Source organism: Nitriliruptor alkaliphilus DSM 45188 (assembly GCF_000969705.1).
In the GTDB taxonomy this organism is placed as follows: domain Bacteria; phylum Actinomycetota; class Nitriliruptoria; order Nitriliruptorales; family Nitriliruptoraceae; genus Nitriliruptor; species Nitriliruptor alkaliphilus.
Genome location: NZ_KQ033901.1, coordinates 4206463 through 4223440 on the forward strand (window position 1 = coordinate 4206463; position 16978 = coordinate 4223440).

At 72.3% G+C, this 16978-nt stretch carries 19 protein-coding genes and 1 pseudogene; 17 read left to right on the forward strand and 3 right to left on the reverse strand.

Annotation, left to right across the window (positions count from 1 at the left end; translation table 11 throughout):
* Positions 1 to 19: 19 nt before the first annotated feature.
* The 11 genes from NITAL_RS19410 to NITAL_RS19460 all read left to right on the forward strand — a co-directional run bounded on the left by NITAL_RS19410 (position 20) and on the right by NITAL_RS19460 (position 7144).
* Complete coding sequence (locus NITAL_RS19410) at positions 20 to 298, forward strand: hypothetical protein (protein ID WP_052667821.1); 279 nt, start codon at positions 20 to 22, stop codon at positions 296 to 298.
* 42 nt (positions 299 to 340) lie between these two features.
* Positions 341 to 760 carry a gas vesicle protein GvpJ gene (gene gvpJ, locus NITAL_RS19415; RefSeq protein WP_052667822.1) on the forward strand — a complete coding sequence of 140 codons (420 nt, stop codon included), beginning with the start codon at positions 341 to 343 and terminating at the stop codon, positions 758 to 760.
* Position 761: 1 nt separating this feature from the next.
* Positions 762 to 1472 carry a GvpL/GvpF family gas vesicle protein gene (locus tag NITAL_RS19420; RefSeq protein WP_052667824.1) on the forward strand — a complete coding sequence of 237 codons (711 nt, stop codon included), beginning with the start codon at positions 762 to 764 and terminating at the stop codon, positions 1470 to 1472.
* Positions 1463 to 1723, forward strand: a complete 261-nt coding sequence (locus tag NITAL_RS19425; RefSeq protein WP_052667825.1) for a gas vesicle protein GvpG — start codon at positions 1463 to 1465, stop codon at positions 1721 to 1723. Before NITAL_RS19420 ends, NITAL_RS19425 begins: the two co-directional genes overlap by 10 nt.
* Positions 1720 to 3534, forward strand: a complete 1815-nt coding sequence (locus NITAL_RS19430) for an SAP domain-containing protein (RefSeq protein ID WP_052667826.1) — start codon at positions 1720 to 1722, stop codon at positions 3532 to 3534. The genes NITAL_RS19425 and NITAL_RS19430 overlap by 4 nt, the downstream gene beginning before the upstream one ends.
* A gap of 64 nt (positions 3535 to 3598) precedes the next feature.
* A complete protein-coding gene (gene gvpO / locus NITAL_RS19435; protein ID WP_052667828.1) occupies positions 3599 to 4090 on the forward strand; it encodes a gas vesicle protein GvpO in 492 nt (163 codons plus the stop codon).
* Positions 4087 to 4797: a gas vesicle protein GvpJ gene (gene gvpJ, locus NITAL_RS29645; protein WP_083441793.1), complete on the forward strand. Its 711-nt coding sequence runs from the start codon at positions 4087 to 4089 to the stop codon at positions 4795 to 4797. Before gvpO ends, gvpJ (NITAL_RS29645) begins: the two co-directional genes overlap by 4 nt.
* Positions 4798 to 4831: 34 nt before the next feature.
* Positions 4832 to 5884 (forward strand): GvpL/GvpF family gas vesicle protein, encoded by a 1053-nt coding sequence (locus tag NITAL_RS19445; RefSeq protein ID WP_052667830.1) that lies wholly within the window; start codon positions 4832 to 4834, stop codon positions 5882 to 5884.
* Positions 5881 to 6099, forward strand: coding sequence for a gas vesicle protein (locus NITAL_RS19450; RefSeq protein WP_211262527.1), 219 nt, complete (start codon positions 5881 to 5883; stop codon positions 6097 to 6099). Before NITAL_RS19445 ends, NITAL_RS19450 begins: the two co-directional genes overlap by 4 nt.
* Entirely contained in the window at positions 6096 to 6791 is a 696-nt protein-coding gene (locus NITAL_RS19455) for a GvpL/GvpF family gas vesicle protein (protein WP_052667832.1), read from the forward strand. The genes NITAL_RS19450 and NITAL_RS19455 overlap by 4 nt, the downstream gene beginning before the upstream one ends.
* A gap of 41 nt (positions 6792 to 6832) precedes the next feature.
* A complete protein-coding gene (locus NITAL_RS19460; RefSeq protein ID WP_052669826.1) occupies positions 6833 to 7144 on the forward strand; it encodes a gas vesicle protein GvpK in 312 nt (103 codons plus the stop codon).
* Positions 7145 to 7198: 54 nt separating this feature from the next.
* On the opposite strand, the gene gcvT is transcribed toward NITAL_RS19460, so the two are convergent.
* Positions 7199 to 8437, reverse strand: coding sequence for a glycine cleavage system aminomethyltransferase GcvT (gcvT, locus tag NITAL_RS19465; protein ID WP_052667834.1), 1239 nt, complete (start codon positions 8435 to 8437; stop codon positions 7199 to 7201).
* Between the two features lie 241 nt (positions 8438 to 8678).
* Between gcvT and NITAL_RS29445 the strand changes: the two are divergent.
* From NITAL_RS29445 to lipB, 4 genes and pseudogenes are all read left to right on the forward strand, one after another.
* Positions 8679 to 8894 (forward strand): annotated as a pseudogene (locus NITAL_RS29445) (biotin/lipoyl-containing protein); the annotation flags it as partial.
* A 255-nt stretch (positions 8895 to 9149) separates the two neighbouring features.
* Entirely contained in the window at positions 9150 to 10544 is a 1395-nt protein-coding gene (lpdA, locus tag NITAL_RS19470) for a dihydrolipoyl dehydrogenase (protein WP_052669827.1), read from the forward strand.
* A 32-nt stretch (positions 10545 to 10576) separates the two neighbouring features.
* A complete protein-coding gene (sucB, locus tag NITAL_RS19475; RefSeq protein WP_052667835.1) occupies positions 10577 to 12055 on the forward strand; it encodes a 2-oxoglutarate dehydrogenase, E2 component, dihydrolipoamide succinyltransferase in 1479 nt (492 codons plus the stop codon).
* Between the two features lie 25 nt (positions 12056 to 12080).
* Complete coding sequence (lipB, locus tag NITAL_RS19480) at positions 12081 to 12827, forward strand: lipoyl(octanoyl) transferase LipB (protein ID WP_211262529.1); 747 nt, start codon at positions 12081 to 12083, stop codon at positions 12825 to 12827.
* On the opposite strand, the gene NITAL_RS28190 is transcribed toward lipB, so the two are convergent.
* Positions 12803 to 13732 carry a hypothetical protein gene (locus NITAL_RS28190; protein WP_052667837.1) on the reverse strand — a complete coding sequence of 310 codons (930 nt, stop codon included), beginning with the start codon at positions 13730 to 13732 and terminating at the stop codon, positions 12803 to 12805. The two genes, lipB and NITAL_RS28190, sit on opposite strands and share 25 nt — an antisense overlap.
* 23 nt (positions 13733 to 13755) lie before the next feature.
* Here NITAL_RS28190 and trhA point away from each other — a divergent pair, with 23 nt between their 5' ends.
* Positions 13756 to 14547, forward strand: a complete 792-nt coding sequence (gene trhA, locus NITAL_RS19490) for a PAQR family membrane homeostasis protein TrhA (RefSeq protein WP_052667839.1) — start codon at positions 13756 to 13758, stop codon at positions 14545 to 14547.
* A gap of 447 nt (positions 14548 to 14994) precedes the next feature.
* Positions 14995 to 16362: an alpha/beta hydrolase family protein gene (locus NITAL_RS19495; RefSeq protein ID WP_052667841.1), complete on the forward strand. Its 1368-nt coding sequence runs from the start codon at positions 14995 to 14997 to the stop codon at positions 16360 to 16362.
* Between the two features lie 21 nt (positions 16363 to 16383).
* Here the strand turns inward: NITAL_RS19495 and NITAL_RS19500 are convergent, their stop codons facing one another.
* Positions 16384 to 16872: a hypothetical protein gene (locus NITAL_RS19500; protein WP_052667842.1), complete on the reverse strand. Its 489-nt coding sequence runs from the start codon at positions 16870 to 16872 to the stop codon at positions 16384 to 16386.
* Positions 16873 to 16978 lie beyond the last annotated feature (106 nt).

Genomic DNA, 16978 nt, shown 5'->3' on the forward strand with positions numbered 1-16978 from the left:
ACCCCGGTAAGGAGCTCACGTGCCCATCAACCGCTCACACCAGCGCTACGTCGACTACCTGTTCGCGCAGGCACACGCGTCGCGGTACCCGAGCCACCAGATCCTCAAGCGGATCGAAGGCGCCATCACCGACCGCGAGATCGCGCAGCGGTACGTCGACCTGCTCCTCGAGCAGGCCGAGTCGCAGCGGTACCCGAGCCTGGAGATGCTCGACCGGGCGGTCCGCATCGTCAAACGGCTCGCGCTCGCCGACGTGATCATGGATATGGAACAGGAGCTCGAGCAGGCCAGCGGCTGACCTCGACCTCACACCCAACAGGACCGACAGGGAAGGACCCACATGTCCAGCGCCACCGTCAGCCGCCGCCGACCGGCCTCCGGGACCCTCGCCGAGGTCATCGACATCATCCTCGACAAGGGGTTGGTGATCGATGCCTACGTGCGCATCTCGTTGGTCGGCATCGAGTTGGTCACCATCGACATCCGCGTCGTCGTCGCCAGCGTCGATACCTACCTGCACTTCGCCGAGGCCACCAACCGGCTCGACCTCCGTGGCCAGGCCGAGGACGAGGACGCCGACCTGCAGGACCTGGTAGGCGGCATGGCCGGTGAGAAGACCGAGGGTGCCCTGGACGCCGCCGGCGACAAGGCCGAGGGAGCGCTCACCAGCGGTAAGGAGAAGGTCAAGGCCGTCTTCGGCGAGGGCGACGAGGAGGAAGAGGAAGCGGAGGAGGAAGCGGCCGAGAAGGAGAAGGACTGAGGTGGCGTACCTGGTGCACGCGGTGACCCGCGAGCTCCCCGACGACACCGGGGACGACCGACCACCGCTCGAGACGGTGGTCGACGGGGAGCTCGTGGGCGTCGCGTCGCGGATCGACGGCGACGAGGCGCTGCCCACCCGCGCCAACCTCCTGCACCACACGCAGGTCCTCGAGCACCTCGCGCAGCACACCACCGTCCTCCCGATGCGTTTCGGCGTGGTGGTCCCGCACCTGGACGCCATCGTGGACGACTTCCTCCACCCCGAGCGGCACCGTCTGCGCGCGACGTTGGACCGGTTGGAGGGGCACGTCGAGCTCAGGCTACGTGGACGGTACGAGGAGGCGCGGGTCATCCGCGCCGTCCTCGACGACGACCCCGGCGCCGAACGGTTGCGCGGTCGTCGCAGCACCGAAGCGAAGATGGAGCTCGGGGAACGGATCGTCGCCGGTATCGAGCGGCGCCGAGAGCACGACACCGCCCGCGTGATCGAGGCCCTGCGGCCGTACGTGGCCGGGATCTCGGAGGGGCCGATCACCGTGCCGCTCGACGCCTTCAGCCTGTCGTTCCTCGTGTCGAACGAAGGCCGACCGGACTTCGAGGAGGCCGTCGACCGGGTCGCCGAGACCCTGGCACCCCTCGTGAAGTTCGAACTGGTCGGTCCCCTCCCCCCGTTCAGCTTCACCGACACGACGGCGAGCACGTGGGCCTGATCCGTGGGCTGCTGACCCTCCCCATCACCGGCCCCGCACGGGCCGGCTGGTGGGTGCTGGAACAGGTCATCGGCGCGGCCGAGGCCGAGCTGTACGACGAGGGTCAGATCCAGGCCCAGATGCGGACGCTGGCGGCGGAGTTCGACGCCGGCCGCATCACCGAAGAGGAGCACGCCGCCGCCGAGGCGGTGCTGATCGAGCGCCTCGTGGAGGCGCGGGCTCGCCGTGACCGAGCCGAGGAGATGACGTGAGCGACGACGACCGGACCAAGGCCGAACTGCAGGACGAACTGCGTCAGCGCGGCCTGCCCACCAGCGGCTCGAAGCAGGATCTCTTGGACCGCCTCGAGGAGGCGACCAGCGAGCCGGACCTCGAGGGGCTCACCAAGGCCCAGCTGCAGGATCGGCTGCGCGAACGCGAGCTGCCGACCAGCGGCTCGAAGGCCGAGCTGATCGAGCGCGTCCAGGCGTCGGAGGTGGACGCGATCGACGAGCTCACCAAGTCCGAGCTCCAGGAGGAGCTGCGGCGACGCGGTGAACCGGTGACGGGCAGCAAGGCCGTTCTGCGCGACCGGCTGCTCGGAGCCCGCGGCCTGGCAGGGATCGCTGACGAGGTCTCGGACCAGGCGGACGAGGCCACCGCCGAGGCCGAGGAAACCGCCGAGGACGCCACCGACCAGGCCGAGGAGGTGACCGCCGAGGCCGAGGACACCGCAGACGACGCCACCGACCAGGCCGAGGAGGTGACCGCCGAGGCCGAGGACACCGCAGACGACGCCACCGACCAGGCCGAGGAGGTGACCGACGAGGCCGAGGACACCGCCGAGGACGCCACCGACCAGGCCGAGGAGGTGACCGACGAGGCCGAGGACACCGCAGACGACGCCACCGACCAGGCCGCCGACACCGCGGACGACGCCACCGCCGCGGTCGACCAAGCGGCGGAACGCGCCCGCGAGATCGTCGAGTCGGCGACCGAGCGGGCGCACGAGATCGTCGAGGCGGCGGAGGAGCAGGCCCAGAAGCTGCTCGACGCCCTCGAGGAGGCGGCCGGCGACCGGGCCGAGGACGTTGGGGGCGAGGCCACCGACGAAGCCGAGGACGCAGCGGACGACGCCACCGACGCAGCCGAGGCCACCGACGACGAGGCCACCGACCAGGCCGAAGACGCAGCCGACGCCACGGACGAAGCCGACGAGGCCACCGACCAGGTCGAAGACGCAGCCGACGACGCCACCGACCAGGCCGAGGACACCGCCGACGAAGCCACCGACCAGGCCGAGGACACCGCCGACGAAGCCACCGACGAAGCCGAGGACACCGCCGACGAAGCCACCGACGAAGCCGAGGACACCGCCGACGAAGCCACCGACGAAGCCGAGGACGCAGCCGACGACGACGAGGACGAGGACGAGGACGACGAGCCGAGCCTTGATCCGGACGACGACGAGTACGTCACCGAGGACCGCAAGCAGGCCCGAGACCGCGGCGAGTACCGCGTGGAGGAGGACCCGCGGGACGAGGTGGAGGAGGTCCTCGATCTCGAACTCGGTCCCGTCGCGCTCGACATCCTCGGCCTCGAGGTGCACCTCGACCGGCTGCACGCGGCGATCGTCGCCAACGCGGGACCGGACCACGCGCTGATCGGGCGCATCCTCGCGCAGGTCGGCAAGGCGCTCGACAAGGCCGGCCTCGGGATGTTGACCGATCGACTGACCGATGCCGTGCAGAAGGCGCTGGACGCCCTGCCCTCACCGGAGGGGGACGGAACGGACCCGGCGGACCGCGAGGGAGGCGAGGACGGCGGCGCGGACACCGGCGCGGCGAGCTCGATCTTCCGCACGCTGACTGCCCCGATCCGGGCGATGTTCCGGTTCCTGAAGCGGTTCCTGCCGAGCGGCGGGTCAGTGGCCAGCACGGCCATGGACGCGGCCAAGCACGCGGGTAACGTCGTCAAACCATCCAGCAGCACGACACAGCGGCTGCGTCACGGCAAGGCGGCCGTCGACGACATCAGCGACCTCGGGGAGCAGGCGAAGGAGACCGTCGGTAGCGGTTCGTAGCCGAGCTTCCGCACCTGTCCACCACCCCACGGCACCTCGCGTGCCAGCGCCCAGAGAGGCACCCGTGAGTTACGACGATCGCACCAAGGCCGAGCTGCAGGACGAGCTGCGCGACCGCGATCTACCCGTCAGCGGCTCCAAGCAGGATCTCATCGACCGGCTCGAGGAGGCCGATGAGGAGGCGGATGCCGACGAATCGAACGAGCCTTCCGACGACGAGGACCAGGACCGCTCGACCAGCCAGGGTGCGTCGAGCTCGGACGGCGACCGACCGAGTGGTTCGGGTGGCCGCAAGGGCCCCAAGCCACTGGCGTTGGCGCGCCTCGCGGCGCGCCAGCTCGAGCAGGTCAGCGGTCGCCGCGTCGACGGCGTCAGCGGCATCGAACGCACCGAGGAGGGCTGGCGGGTCGGGCTCGACCTGGTCGAGAGCGCCCGCATCCCACCGTCCACCGACGTGCTCGGCGCCTACGAGGTGATCGTCGACGACGATGGTGACCTGGTCCGCTACGAGCGGCTCCGACGCTTCATCCGCGCTCAGGCCGGGGACGACTCGTGAGCGGTCCCGGCGCGAACCCCTACCTACGGCGACCGGCGGCCCCGCCCTCGTCGTCGCGCGGCGGCGGTGGCGACGGCTTGGCCGACGTGCTCGAGCGGGTCCTCGACAAGGGGCTGGTGATCGCCGGTGACATCCAGATCAACCTGCTCGACATCGAGCTGCTGACCATCAAGGTCCGGCTGCTGCTCGCGTCCGCCGACACCGCCCAGCAGATGGGCATCGACTGGTGGAAGCACGACCCCTTCCTGAGCGGACGCGACCGCGAGCTCGCCCACGAGAACGCCATCCTGCGCGAACGGGTCGACCAGCTCGAAGCTGCGATGGGAGCCAAGCTCGCCCCGGGGGAACCGTCGCCCGGTGACCTCGTCGGCGAGGGAGCGGAGGACCTCGGGCCGACCCGAGGCCAGCTCACCCCGACGGGGGCGCCCCTCGGGGGCCCGGACGGCGGTGGTGACGGCGGCAGCGGCGAGGGTGCCGGGGAGGACGTCCCCGAACCCGTCGAGGCCGACGAGGTACGGCTCCGACCGGCAGGCGAGGACGCCACGTTGCGGGTCAGCGAGGACGATGACCGGACCGTCCGCGTCACGGCGGCACCGGACTGGAACGCACGGACGAAGGCCGAGCTGCAGGACGAGCTGCGTGACCGGGGCTTGCCGGTGAGCGGTTCCAAGGCCGAGCTCGTCGAGCGCTTGGAGACGGACGAGTGACCACCACCGTGCGGCGGCTGCGAGGAGCGACCCGGTGAGCAGCGAACGGGACCTGCTCCGCGACCTGCAGGCGGTGCTGGCGTCCGCGGAGGTCGACGTGTCCGCGATGGTCGAGGGTGCCTGGGCCGAGGCGCAGGACGAGGTTCGAGCGACCCTGCGCCGACTGATGACCCGCGACCTGCTCGCCCGCTCGCTCGCGGCGCTCGAGGGCGCAGGACACGACCCCGTGGGGCCCCGTCTGACCCCGCCCGAGACGGCGACCGCGACCGAGACCGAGACCGCACGGGGCGAGCCGCCACCGGCCGAGCCGGCTCCAGCTCTGGACCAGGTGACCTACTTGTTCGGGATCGTCGGGCGGACCACCGCGCTGCCTCGGACCGAGCTGCCCACGGTCCCGGGTGGCGGCCCGCTCCGCCTGCTCCGCGCCGGCGACGTCCAAGCCGTGGCGTGCGGGGTCGACCCGACGACGTTCGACGTCCTTCACCGACCCGACGCCGACGGCCTGGACGTGCTGGCCGCCGCCGCGCAAGCCCACGACACCGTGCTCGCACGGTTCGTCGACGCGCCGGTGCTCCCCCTGCCGCTCGGGACCGTGCTGCCGGACGACGACGCCGTCACCGATCTGCTCCGGACCCACACCGACCGGCTGCACACCGAGCTCGAACGACTGACCGGTGTCGCGGAGTGGGCCGTCACGGTCCGGACGCTCGAGGACGGACCGCCCGCTGAGGACCCACAGCCGCCCGCCTCCGGACGGGACTACCTGGAGGCACGCCGCGCAGCGCTCGACCAGCGCGACCAGCGGTGGCAGGAACAGGCCCAGCTCGCCGACCTGTTGCACGGCGCACTGGCGGCCTGCGCCGTGGACGCGCAGGAGGTGACCTCCCGTCCGCTCGAGGGTGCTGTCCCCCCGCTGTTCCACGGCGTGTACCTCGTCGCTGACGACGCCACGGACCGGTTCCGGTCGACAGTGACCTACCTGCGCGGCGAGCACCCGGAGGCCGTCGTGGAGATGACCGGACCGTGGCCGCCCTACCACTTCACCGCGGTCGACCTGTCCGCCGGTGAGGCGTCGGCAGCACCGTGAGCTCCCCCGGGACCGAGCCGGCCACCTTCGTGCCCGCGGACACCGGCACACGGCTCGGCAACGACGCCACGCTGGTCGACCTGCTCGACCGCGTGCTCGAGCGCGGGGTCACGATCACCGGCGACGTCGTGCTCTCGGTCGCCGGCGTCGATCTGGTCTACCTCGGGGTCCGGTTGGTCCTCAAGGGTGTCGACGGCGACGAGGGCGCGCTGTGATCCACCTGTACACCGTGGCGACGCGGCTCCCCCGGCTGTCGATCGGCGGCATCGACGACGCCCCGCTGCTCCACGTGCCGTGTGGCCCCCTGATCGCGACGTGCTCCGAGCACCCCTCGACCCCCGGCGCGTCCCGCGAGCGGGCGGTCGCCCACGCCGAGGTGGTCGCAGCGGTCACCGAGCAGGTCCCCGCCGTGCCGGTGCGGTTCGGCGTGGCACACGCCGATGTCGACGGGCTGCGTGCCGCCCTCGCCGAGGCTGAGGCGACGCTGCTCCGGACCGTGGCCCTGACCGGCGACGCGGTCGAGTACGTGGTGCGGGCCACCACCCCGCTCGGCACGCCGGACACCGCCCGACGCCCCGAGCCCGCGAGCGTCCCATCCACCGGTGAACACACCCCGGGCCGCGCCTACCTCGAAGGTCGGCTGGCCGAAGCCCGGGCGGCACGCGACGCCCGAACCGCCCGTGCAACGGACCTGGCTGCCGTGACCGCGCCGCTGTCCGACCACGTCCTCCGCGTCGCGGATCGTGAGGGGCACGCCGGACCCGAGCGGTGCTTCCTGGTCCGGCGTGCGACCTCCGGGGTGTTCCGCGCCGCGGCGGAGGAGGCGCTGGCCGACCGTCCGGACCTGCTGCTCGGAGGCCCGTGGCCCCCCTACACCTTCGCCGAGACCGGGGAGCCCACGTCGTGAACACACCGCCGGATGACGGGATCGGCGGGCCCGTGCCGAGCGTGGCCGGTTTCGACCTCAGCCGCGAACTCGATCAGCTCCTCGACAGCGGCCGGTCCGGCGACGCCCGTCCCGAGGACGTCCAACGCGGGCTCGCCCAGCTGGTGCTCACCCTGGTCGAGGTCCTGCGCGAGCTCATGGAACGCCAGGCGCTGCGCCGCATGGAGTCCGGGAGCCTCGACGACGACGAGATCGAGCGGCTCGGCACCACCTTCATCGCGCTGCGGGAACGGATGGACGAACTGAAGGAGGTCTTCGATCTCACCGACGAGGACCTCAACCTCGACCTCGGTCCCCTCGGCAGGCTCCGCTGACGAGGGCGTGATGGCGCCCACCGACACCGACCTCGGGTCCGGTGGGCGGGAGCCTCAGCCCTTCGGATCGCGGTCCACGAACGGTGGGCGCACCACCTCAGCCTCGACCTGGCTGCCGCGCACGTCGACGGTGACCTGGCCGCCCGGCTCCACCTCCGCGTCCAGCATCGCGAGCCCGATGCCGACGCCGAGGGTCGGCGAGAAGCCGCCGGAGGTCGTGGTCCCGACCACGGTGTCGCCCCGCCTGACCTCGCTGCCCGCCCGCAGCGGCCGACGGCCGGAGGTGCGCACGCCCCACAGCCGGCGTGCCGGGCCGGAGGCTGCCGCCGCCGTGATGGCGACCGCGCCCGGGAAGCGACGCGGTTCGCCGTCGCCATCGGTCAACTGGACGGCCCACGACAGCCGTGCCTCGGCGGGGAGCACGTCCGGTCCGAGGTCCGAACCGTGGAGCGGGTAGCCCATCTCGAGGCGGAGGGTGTCGCGCGCGCCGAGGCCACACGGTGCGGCGCCCGCCGCCAGGAGCGCGTCCCAGACGCCGACCGCGAGCTCGCCGGGGACCAGCAGCTCGACCCCGACCTCGCCGGTGTACCCGGTGCGGCAGAGCACGATCCGACCGGACACGGGCGCGTCGTCGCCGAGTGCCACCTCGCCGACCGACCCCCAGGGCGCGGCAGCCGCATCGATGCCGAGGGCGTCCTCGACGGTGGTCAGGGACCGTGGCCCCTGGACGGCCAGCACGGCCCACCCGGCGGACGCGTCGTCGACCACGGCGAACCCCACGGCGAGGTCAGCGGGCTCCGGGTCGGCGCCGGCCGCGGCTGCCGCCACGTCGGGCCCGGCCTCCACGGCGACCTCGGCCGCCGCGCTGCGCAACCGGCCCACGACCGTGGCGGTGTTGGCCGCGTTCGGGACGGTCAGCCACCGGTGCTCGGAGAGGCGGTAGACGATCAGGTCGTCGAGGATGCCACCGTCCTCGGCGGTGCAGAGGGCGTAGCGGGAGCCGCCCGGATCGATGAGATCGGCATCCGCCGTGAACGCCCGGCCGACCACGGCCGTGGCGGCCGGACCGGTGATCCACACGGTGCCGAGGTGGGACACGTCGAACATCCCGACCCCATCGCGGACGGCGGCGTGCTCGGTGAGGACCCCGTCGAACGAGATCGGCATGGCCCAGCCGGCGAACGGCGCCAGCTTGGCCCCCGCCTGCTCGTGCCGGGCCGTCAGCGGGGTCCTTCGGAGCGGCGCCGACGCACGGCCGCCGGATGACGTGGTCGCGGCATCGGTCTCGCTCACGGGGGCTCCGGGGCAGGGGACGGACGTCGGGTCGTGCGCGGGCGGCCGGTGAGCCGGCGGGCCGGTGCCACCCACCGGGACGCTAGCGACCCTGCCGGGTGGCCCGCCCGGGGGCCCTCTGCGACCCCAGGGAGGCTCGGCTAGGTTCGGCGCCCACCGTCCCCGCACGCGGTGACGCCCCCGCTCCCACGGACGCCAGCGGCACCGCCACCGCGTCCCCCTCCCCCGAGGAGAACCACCAGTGGCTACCGAAGTCGAGCTCCCCCAGCTGGGCGAATCCGTCACCGAAGGTGTCATCACCGCCTGGCTGGTCGAGGTCGGTGACCAGGTCGAGGTCGACCAACCCATCGTGGAGATCTCCACCGACAAGGTCGACACCGAGATCCCGACCCCCGTCGCGGGCACCGTCAAGGAGCTCAGGGCCGAGGTCGACGACGAGATCCAGGTCGGCCAGGTCATCGCCGTCATCGGCGAGGGCGCCGACGACGAGCAGGGCGGCGACGACGCCCAGGATGGCGGCGACGAGCAGAGCGACGACGACCCCGAGAACCTCGAGGCCGACCAGTCCGACCCGGGCGAGAGCGACGAGCCCGTCTCCGGCAGCGCCGACGACGCGGGCGCCAGCGAGGACACCGCGGACGGGAAGGACAGCGGTGCAGCCTCAAGCCCGTCGGGCAAGCGGGTCTCCCGGGCCGAGGGTCACGATGCGGACGTGATCGTGCTCGGCGGTGGGACCGGCGGGTACTCGACGGCGCTGCGTGCGGCGCAGCTCGGCCTGGACGTGATCCTCGTGGAGCGGGCCAAGGTGGGTGGGACGTGCCTGCACTGGGGGTGCATCCCGACCAAGGCGATCCTGCAGACCGCCGAGGTGGCCGAGTACGCCCAGGAGGCGGGCGACTTCGGGGTCACCTTGGACTACCAGGGCATCGAGGTCGCGGCGCTCAACGCCCACAAGGATGCCGTGGTCGACAAGATGTGGAAGGGCCTGCAGGGGGCGCTGAAGGGCCGTGGGGTGGAGACCATCCACGGCACCGGCACGCTGACGGGTGCGGACACCGTCGAGATCTCGGTCGAGGACGGTGAGGACCGCACGGTGTCGGCGCCCGCGATCGTGATCGCCACGGGCTCCAAGCCCAAGGAGTTGCCGTTCGCGCCGTTCGACGGCAAGCGCATCATCTCCTCCGACCACGCGCTCGGTCTGGAGAAGCTGCCCAAGCGGGCGATCGTGCTGGGTTCGGGTGCGGTGGGGATGGAGTTCGCCACGGCGTGGAACGCGTTCGGGGTCGAGGTCACCGTCATCGAGATGGAGGACCGGCTGCTGCCGCTGGAGGACGCGGACTCCTCCAAGGAGATCGGTCGCGCGTTCCGTAAGCGGGGCATCAACGCGATGACGGCGGCGAAGGTCTCGGAGGTGTCGTCGACCTCGCGGACGGTCACGGTGAAGGTCGAGACCAGCAAGGGCACCGAGGAGGTCAAGGCCGACCTGCTGCTGGTGGCCATCGGCCGCGGGCCGGTGACCGAGGGCGCCGGACTGGACGCAGCCGGCGTGGAGGTCGACGACCGCGGGTTCGTCACGGTCGACGAGTACGGCCGTACCAACGTGGACGGCATCTACGCCGTCGGCGACGTGATCGCCACGCTCGGGCTCGCGCACGCCTCGTTCGCCGAGGGGATGCTGGTCGCCGACCAGCTCGCCGGGCTGGACGTACTGCCGATCGACTACAAGGGCGTGCCGCGGGTGACCTACTCCCACCCCGAGGTCGCCTCGGTGGGCTACACCGAAGCCGAGGCCACCGACGCCGGGTTCGAGGTGGTCACCGAGCGCTACCCGTTCCAGGCCCTCGGCCGGGCGGCGATGGCCAAGGCCACCGGGATGATCAAGCTGGTGGCCGTCAAGGACGACGACGCCGAAGGTGGCGCAGGACGGGTCCTCGGTGTGCACCTGGTCGGCCCGCGTGCGACCGACCTGATCAGCGAAGGGCAGCTGATCTACAACTGGGAGGCGCTGCCCACCGACGTGGCGCACCTGATCCACGCCCACCCCTCCTTCGGTGAAGCGATCGGCGAGGCGCACCTGGCGCTGGCCGGCCGCGCGCTGCACGGCTGACACCGACCCGTACGACACGAGGAGAACCACCAGTGGCTACCGAGGTCGAGCTCCCCCAGCTGGGCGAATCCGTCACCGAAGGTGTCATCACCGCCTGGCTGGTCGAGGTCGGTGACCAGGTCGAGGTCGACCAACCCATCGTGGAGATCTCCACCGACAAGGTCGATACCGAGATCCCCACCCCGGTCGCGGGCACCGTCAAGGAGCTCAAGGCCGAGGTCGACGACGAGATCCAGGTCGGCCAGGTCATCGCCGTCATCGGCGAGGGCGCCGACGACGAGGAGGGCGGCGACGACGGCGACGACGGACAGGACGGCGGCGAGGCTGCCAGCGACGACGGTGGCGAGCAGGAGGGCGCCGACGAGCAGGAGAGCGCCGACGAGCAGGAGAGCGCCGACGAGGGCAAGGACACCGACACCGGCGAGGCGGAGCGTGCGGAGCAGGCCCCGGCAGCCGGGGGCGGGACCTCGTCCGACGGCGGCCCGTCGGGTGAGGCGGCGCTGACCTCGCCGCTGGTCCGCAAGCTGCTGCGCGAGGCCGACCTGTCGCCCGATCAGGTGCGGGGCAGCGGCCCGGGCGGACGGATCACCCGCGAGGACGCCGAGCGGGCGATCGCCGCGGGCGGCGAAGGCGATCGCGGCCAGGCCGCTGACGCGGGCGCCGAGGCCGCGCCGGCCGCCGACACCGGTGCTCGCGCCCCGGCCGCGCCCACGCCCCCGCCGGCTGCACCAACCGCTCCGACCGACCGCAAGCGGCCGGAAGCCTCACCGCTGCAGATCGACTTCGGCGGCGAGCGTCAGGTCACCCAGGACCTGACCCGGGTCCGCAAGGCCACCGCCAAGGCCATGCACAACGCGCTGCAGACCACCGCGCAGCTGACCGCAGCGGTCGAGGTCGACCTCACCGCGCTGATGAACCTGCGCACGGCCGTCAAGGACGCGTTCAAGGCCCGCGAAGGGGTCAGCCTCTCGCCCCTGCCGCTGATCTCCCGCGCGGTGTGCATGGTCCTGCCACGCCACCCCGCGCTCAACAGCTCCATCGACATGGAGTCGGGCACCGCGACCTTCCACCGCTACATCAACCTCGGCATGGCCGTCGACACCGAGCACGGCCTGCTGGTACCCAACATCAAGAACGCCCAGGACCTGACCGTCCCCGGGCTGGCCCGCCAGATCGGCGACATCGCCGGCCGCGCACGATCCAAGAAGCTCCAGCCCGACGACATCTCCGGTGCCACCTTCACCATCACCAACACCGGCTCGCGAGGCACCCTCTGGGACACCCCCATCTTCACCCCACCCCAGGTCGCCATCCTGGCCGCCTGCGCCATCGAGAAGCGGCCCGTGGTCGTCTCCGACGGCTACGGCGACTCCATCGCGATCCGCTGGATGAGCTACCTGTGCCTGTCCTACGACCACCGCATGGTCGACGGCGCCGACACCGCCCGGTTCCTCCAGGACCTCAAGTACACCCTCGAGACCCACGACTTCTCGGGCGAGCTCGGCTTCTGAACCGTCGGCCGGTAGGGAGGGCACGGTGACGCGCATCCCCGGCGATCCCCGGACCCTCCGTGCCGACGCGGACGCACCGATCACGGTGGTCCGGGCCGGCACGGTGCCCTACCTCGACGCCTGGGCGTGGCAGCAGGAGCTCGCTGCGCGACGGACCGCCGGCGACATCGGCGACGTCCTGCTGCTGCTCGAGCACCCGCGCGTCTACACCCTGGGCCGACGGGCGGACGAGACCAACCTGGTCTTCGACGGTGCCGAACGCGAGCGCCGCGGTATCGAACTGCACCGGATCGACCGTGGCGGCGACGTGACCTACCACGGGCCCGGACAGCTGGTCGGCTACCCGATCTGGAAGCTCGACGGCCCGCGTGTGGTCGACCACGTCCGCACCCTCGAGGAGATCAACCTTCGGGTGCTGTCCACCTTCGGTGTCACGGGCGAGCGGGTGGCCGGGTTCTCCGGCGTCTGGGTCGGCGACGCCAAGGTCACGGCCATCGGCGTGCACGTGACCGCCGGCGCCGTGACCACCCACGGGTGGGCCACCAACGTCACCTCCGACCTCGCGGACTTCGCCGGCATCGTGCCGTGTGGGATCACCGACAAGCGGGTCACGACGCTGGCGACGCTCGGCGTGGACACCGACGTGGACGAGGTGGCCGACCGCACCGAGCGGTGCCTGATCGACGTGGTCGGTGCGGACCTGCGACGCGCGACGATCACCGACCTCGGCCTGCAGGTGGGGACCGGTCAGCTCGGCGGCGCGATCGGGTAGCGCGCTGCGATCAGCTCCACGAGCGCCGCACCGGCGACGTCCGGGTGATCGCTGCCGGCGCGTGCTGCCGCCTGATCGAGCAGCGATGCCGCGTCGACCGGCAGCCACCCCTGGAGCGCGGGCCACCAGCCGTCGGCCCGACCGCGCCGCGCCTGGTCCAGCCAGGCGACCAGCGCGGCGCCACCGACGTCACCGGCGCTGCCGGTCAACAGGCCCCGACCTGCGGCGAGGAACAGTTCCACCGGACCGACCGCCGTCCAGCCACCGGTCGTGGTCACCACCGCCGGATCGGGAGCGGCCGGCAGCGACAGACCCTCGGTCGCCACACGTACCGTGGCTTCGACCTCGTCGGCCCGCGTGTGGCGTTCCGCTCCGACGGGTGCGACCTGCCGGTGCAGGTCGAGGGCGCCGTCCCGGTGCTGCGCCCCACGGGTCAGCAGCGCCTCCGCGACGCGCACCGTGCGGTCGTGACGGTCCCCCGCGACCGGCCCACCGCTGAGCAGCGCATCGAGGTCGAACGATGGGCGCAGCTGCTGGCGGAGCGCCTCGTCATCGGTGACGATCTCGACCAGCGGCCGACCTGACGGCGCGACGACGTCGAGGGCGATCAGGTCGGCGACGACGCCGGCGAGCTCACGCAGCTGGTCCCCTCCGCGACCGCGAAGGGTCGTGCGTGGGTCGAGCGCGAGCAGATCGGCGACCACGTCCACCGCGACCGTGGTCGCGTCTCCATCGCCGGCCGGGACCAGCCATCTCGCCGCGGACGGCCCGGCCGCCGCCGACCGGGCAGCTGCGTCGCGATCGCGGGCACGCCGGGCATCCCCCGCGCCGGAGGAGGCGGCGAGGCGGTCGAGCTGCGCTCTGCGCCGGGCCGCCTTGCCCTTGCCGTCGCGCTTGCCGGCCACCGATCCCTCGTTCCTCGTCGGAGGTGGGACCGTACGTCCTCGACCACGACGGCCCACCCCCCGAGCGGGGTAGCCTGCGGTGGAACGGTCCCGACGACTTCCACGGTGCGCTGCGATGGCAGCGGCAGGAAGCCTCCGGCTCGCCTCCCACCAGCCTGAACGTGGTCGCACCCGTGTCGCTGCCCCGCCCACGGCTGCGTGGCTACGTCCACGGGGTGGCCGCACCCGCGGCCGTCGTCGCAGCCGTGCTGCTCTGGCGTGCGGCACAACCCGGGCTGCCCCGCGCCAGCGTCACCGTGTTCGGTGTCGGTCTCGTGGCCCTCTACGCCGTCTCGGGCACCTACCACCTGCCGACCTGGCCGGATCGGGTTCGGCGGTGGTTGGCGCGGGTCGACACCGCGATGATCCAGCTGTTCATCGCCGCGACGTTCACGCCCTTCGCGGTGCACACCCTCGGTGGCGCGTGGCGGACCTGGAGCCTCGTGGGTGCCTGGGCGCTGGCGATCACCGGGGCTGCGGTCGCCCTGTCACCCGTACGCGGGCCTCGCTGGCTGACCGTCGCGGCGTACGCGTCGTTCGGAGCGCTGGCCGCCATCCCGCTGCTGCGCGTCAGCCACGTGCTGTCGCCGGTCGGGATCGCCCTCGTGATCGCCGGTGGGCTGACCTACCTGGTCGGCGGCGTGGTCTACGCCCGTCGGGGGCCCGACCCCTGGCCGAACTGGTTCGGTTTCCACGAGGTCTTCCACGTCCTCGTGGTCGTCGCCAGCGGGATGCACGCGGTGGCACTGTGGCGCTACGCCCTCCCGCTGGTCTGACCTCGGCCGCGAGCGGCCCCGAGCCGCCGGTACCGCTGTTGGCTGACGCCCGGAGGCGACGATGGTCGGAGGAGGCGGCGCCCCGTGACCACAGCAGCACGGCGGTTGCGCACTGGCTCGAGGGGGTGATCAGCGGCGCAACGCGTGATCAGCGGTGCAGCGGGCGACAGCAAGGCACATCGACGTGTGCGTGGTCGCCCACTGGCACTCTCAGCGCCCGGTACCGAGCGAACACGTCCGCATCGTCTACTCCCAGGAGGCCCCCTCGGCGACGGTGATCGCCGAGCCGCCGAGCCGCTGAGCGGTAGCGAGGCGCGGCCCGCGAGGGGCGACATCTCGCTAACTGTCATCCAGAGGGCACGCTCGGTTAACGTCCTCTAGCATCCTCGCGTCGACCTGCCGGGAGCGGGTCGACGTCCCCCTCCGTGCACCGACCGGGAGCTCGCCGTGCGCCGTTCGTCCTTGCTCGTCATCCTCGTCCTGACCCTCGTGGCCACGCTGGCGTTGCCGGCCTCGGCCGCCCGGGGGCCCGAGTACGTCTTCGATCCGGATGCCCCGCTCAGAGGCGGGCCGGTGTCCGTCATCGAGGCCGCCGGGGTGGAGACGGTCGTCGGCGAGATCGCCGGGGCCGGGTTCGTCGGCCAGCGGCCGGAGGGTGAGGCATGGAACGGTGAACTGGTCGTCTGGGCCCACGGCTACCGGGGCGAGGGCGAGCGGCTGTACGTGGACCCACCGCCGGCGCGCGAGTGGTTGCTCGACCAGGGCTACGCCTGGATCGCCTCGAGCTACCGGCGCAACAGCTACGACCCGGGCGTCGGCGTGCTCGACACCAAGAACGTGACCCAGCGGGCGACCCAGCTGTGGGGCAAGCCCGACCGCACCTACCTCGCCGGCGTGTCGATGGGTGGCCACGTCACGGCGTCGGCCATCGAGCGCTTCCCGAAGCTGTACGACGGCGCCTTGCCGGCCTGCGGCGTGATGGGCGACGTCGAGCTGTTCGACTACTTCCTCGACTACAACCTCGGCGCCGCGGCCTACGCCGGTCTCGATGCCGCCACCCTGACCTACCCCGACGCCGACTGGGTCGGCGACGAGGTGGTCGAGATCAAGCAGGCGCTGTCGAACTACGACCTCGTGGGTGCACCGAGCACCGCGTGGGCGTTCGACGGTGTGCTCGGACCCGCGCTGCTCAACGCGACCGGCCAGGACTTCAAGTCGTTCGTGGAGGTCCGCTCCGGCGGTGAGCGTGGGCCGATCTTCGACGTGGCCTGGGACTTCTGGCACGCCGTGGGTGATGGCGACTTCTTCTTCGCGCTCGGCGAGGGTGACGGGACCATCGCGGGCCGCTCCGGGATCGTCGCGCAGAACAGTGACACCGACTACGCCGAGTACGGGGACGAGTTCGCGTTCCTCAACGACGAGATCCTGCGGGTCGAGGCAGCCAACCGGGTGCGTAGGTCCAAGGGCATGCAGCCCGCCCCGATCATCCAGGGCGACCCCGGGATCCCCGTGCTGACGATCCACACCATCGGTGACCTGTTCGTGCCGATCGAGATGCAGCGGATCTACGCCGACCGGGTCGCCGCCAACGGAGCGAGCGACCTGCTGGTCCAGCGCGCGATCCGCGACGTCAACCACTGCACCTTCAGCGCCGCGGAGTGGCAGCAGTCGTACACCGACCTGTTCGACTGGGTCGAGACCGGGGTCCGACCGGAGGGTGAGGACCTGCTCGGTGACATCTCGTCCGCGACCCTCGGCTGTGCGTGGACGAACCCGACCACCGGCGGGATCAGGTCCCTTCTCCCCGGCTGCTGACCGACGACGTCGGCAGGGCGCTCACGGACTCGGCACGCCCGTGAGCGCCAGGCGGCGTGCGCCGAAAAGCATGGCCGCCGCCGCGAGCAGGGCGACCGCGCTGGCCAGGCTCCAGGCGACGGAGTAGCTCACCGCCGTCGCGACCGCACCGAACCCGATGGGCCCGACCACGCCCCCGAGGGCTGCGGGCGCCATCGTGCCGGTGATACGTCCCGGCGTCGCGGGGTAGGCGCTGACGAGCGCGTACCAGAAGACCCCCGGGAACCCCCACGTGCCCGCGAGCGCCACCACCGCGCCGAGGACGACGGTGGCCGGTCGCCCCACCGCGAGCAGGGCGATGCCGATGGCACCGCTGCCGAGCAGGACCACCAGCGTCGCGCGGTGCGGCAACGCGTCCGGCTTGACGCGATCGGCGCGAGGGATCCTCCTCGGCGCGTTCGGTGGACGCGGACCGATCGCGACGGCGACCATCAGGGCGGCGGCCCCCGCGAGCGCGAACGCCCAGCGCACCCCACCGTCAGGGAGATGGCGGGGACGGCCAGCCCGGCGAGCATCGACGCCGTGGGCGGCGCCGACTGCTTGAACCCGAACGCCGTCCCGAGGCGGGCACCCCGGA

What these genes read in the sequence shown, in the direction of transcription:
- gvpJ (WP_052667822.1), top strand. Translation starts at nt 341, where the DNA reads ATGTCCAGCGCCACCGTCAGCCGCCGCCGACCGGCCTCCGGGACCCTC.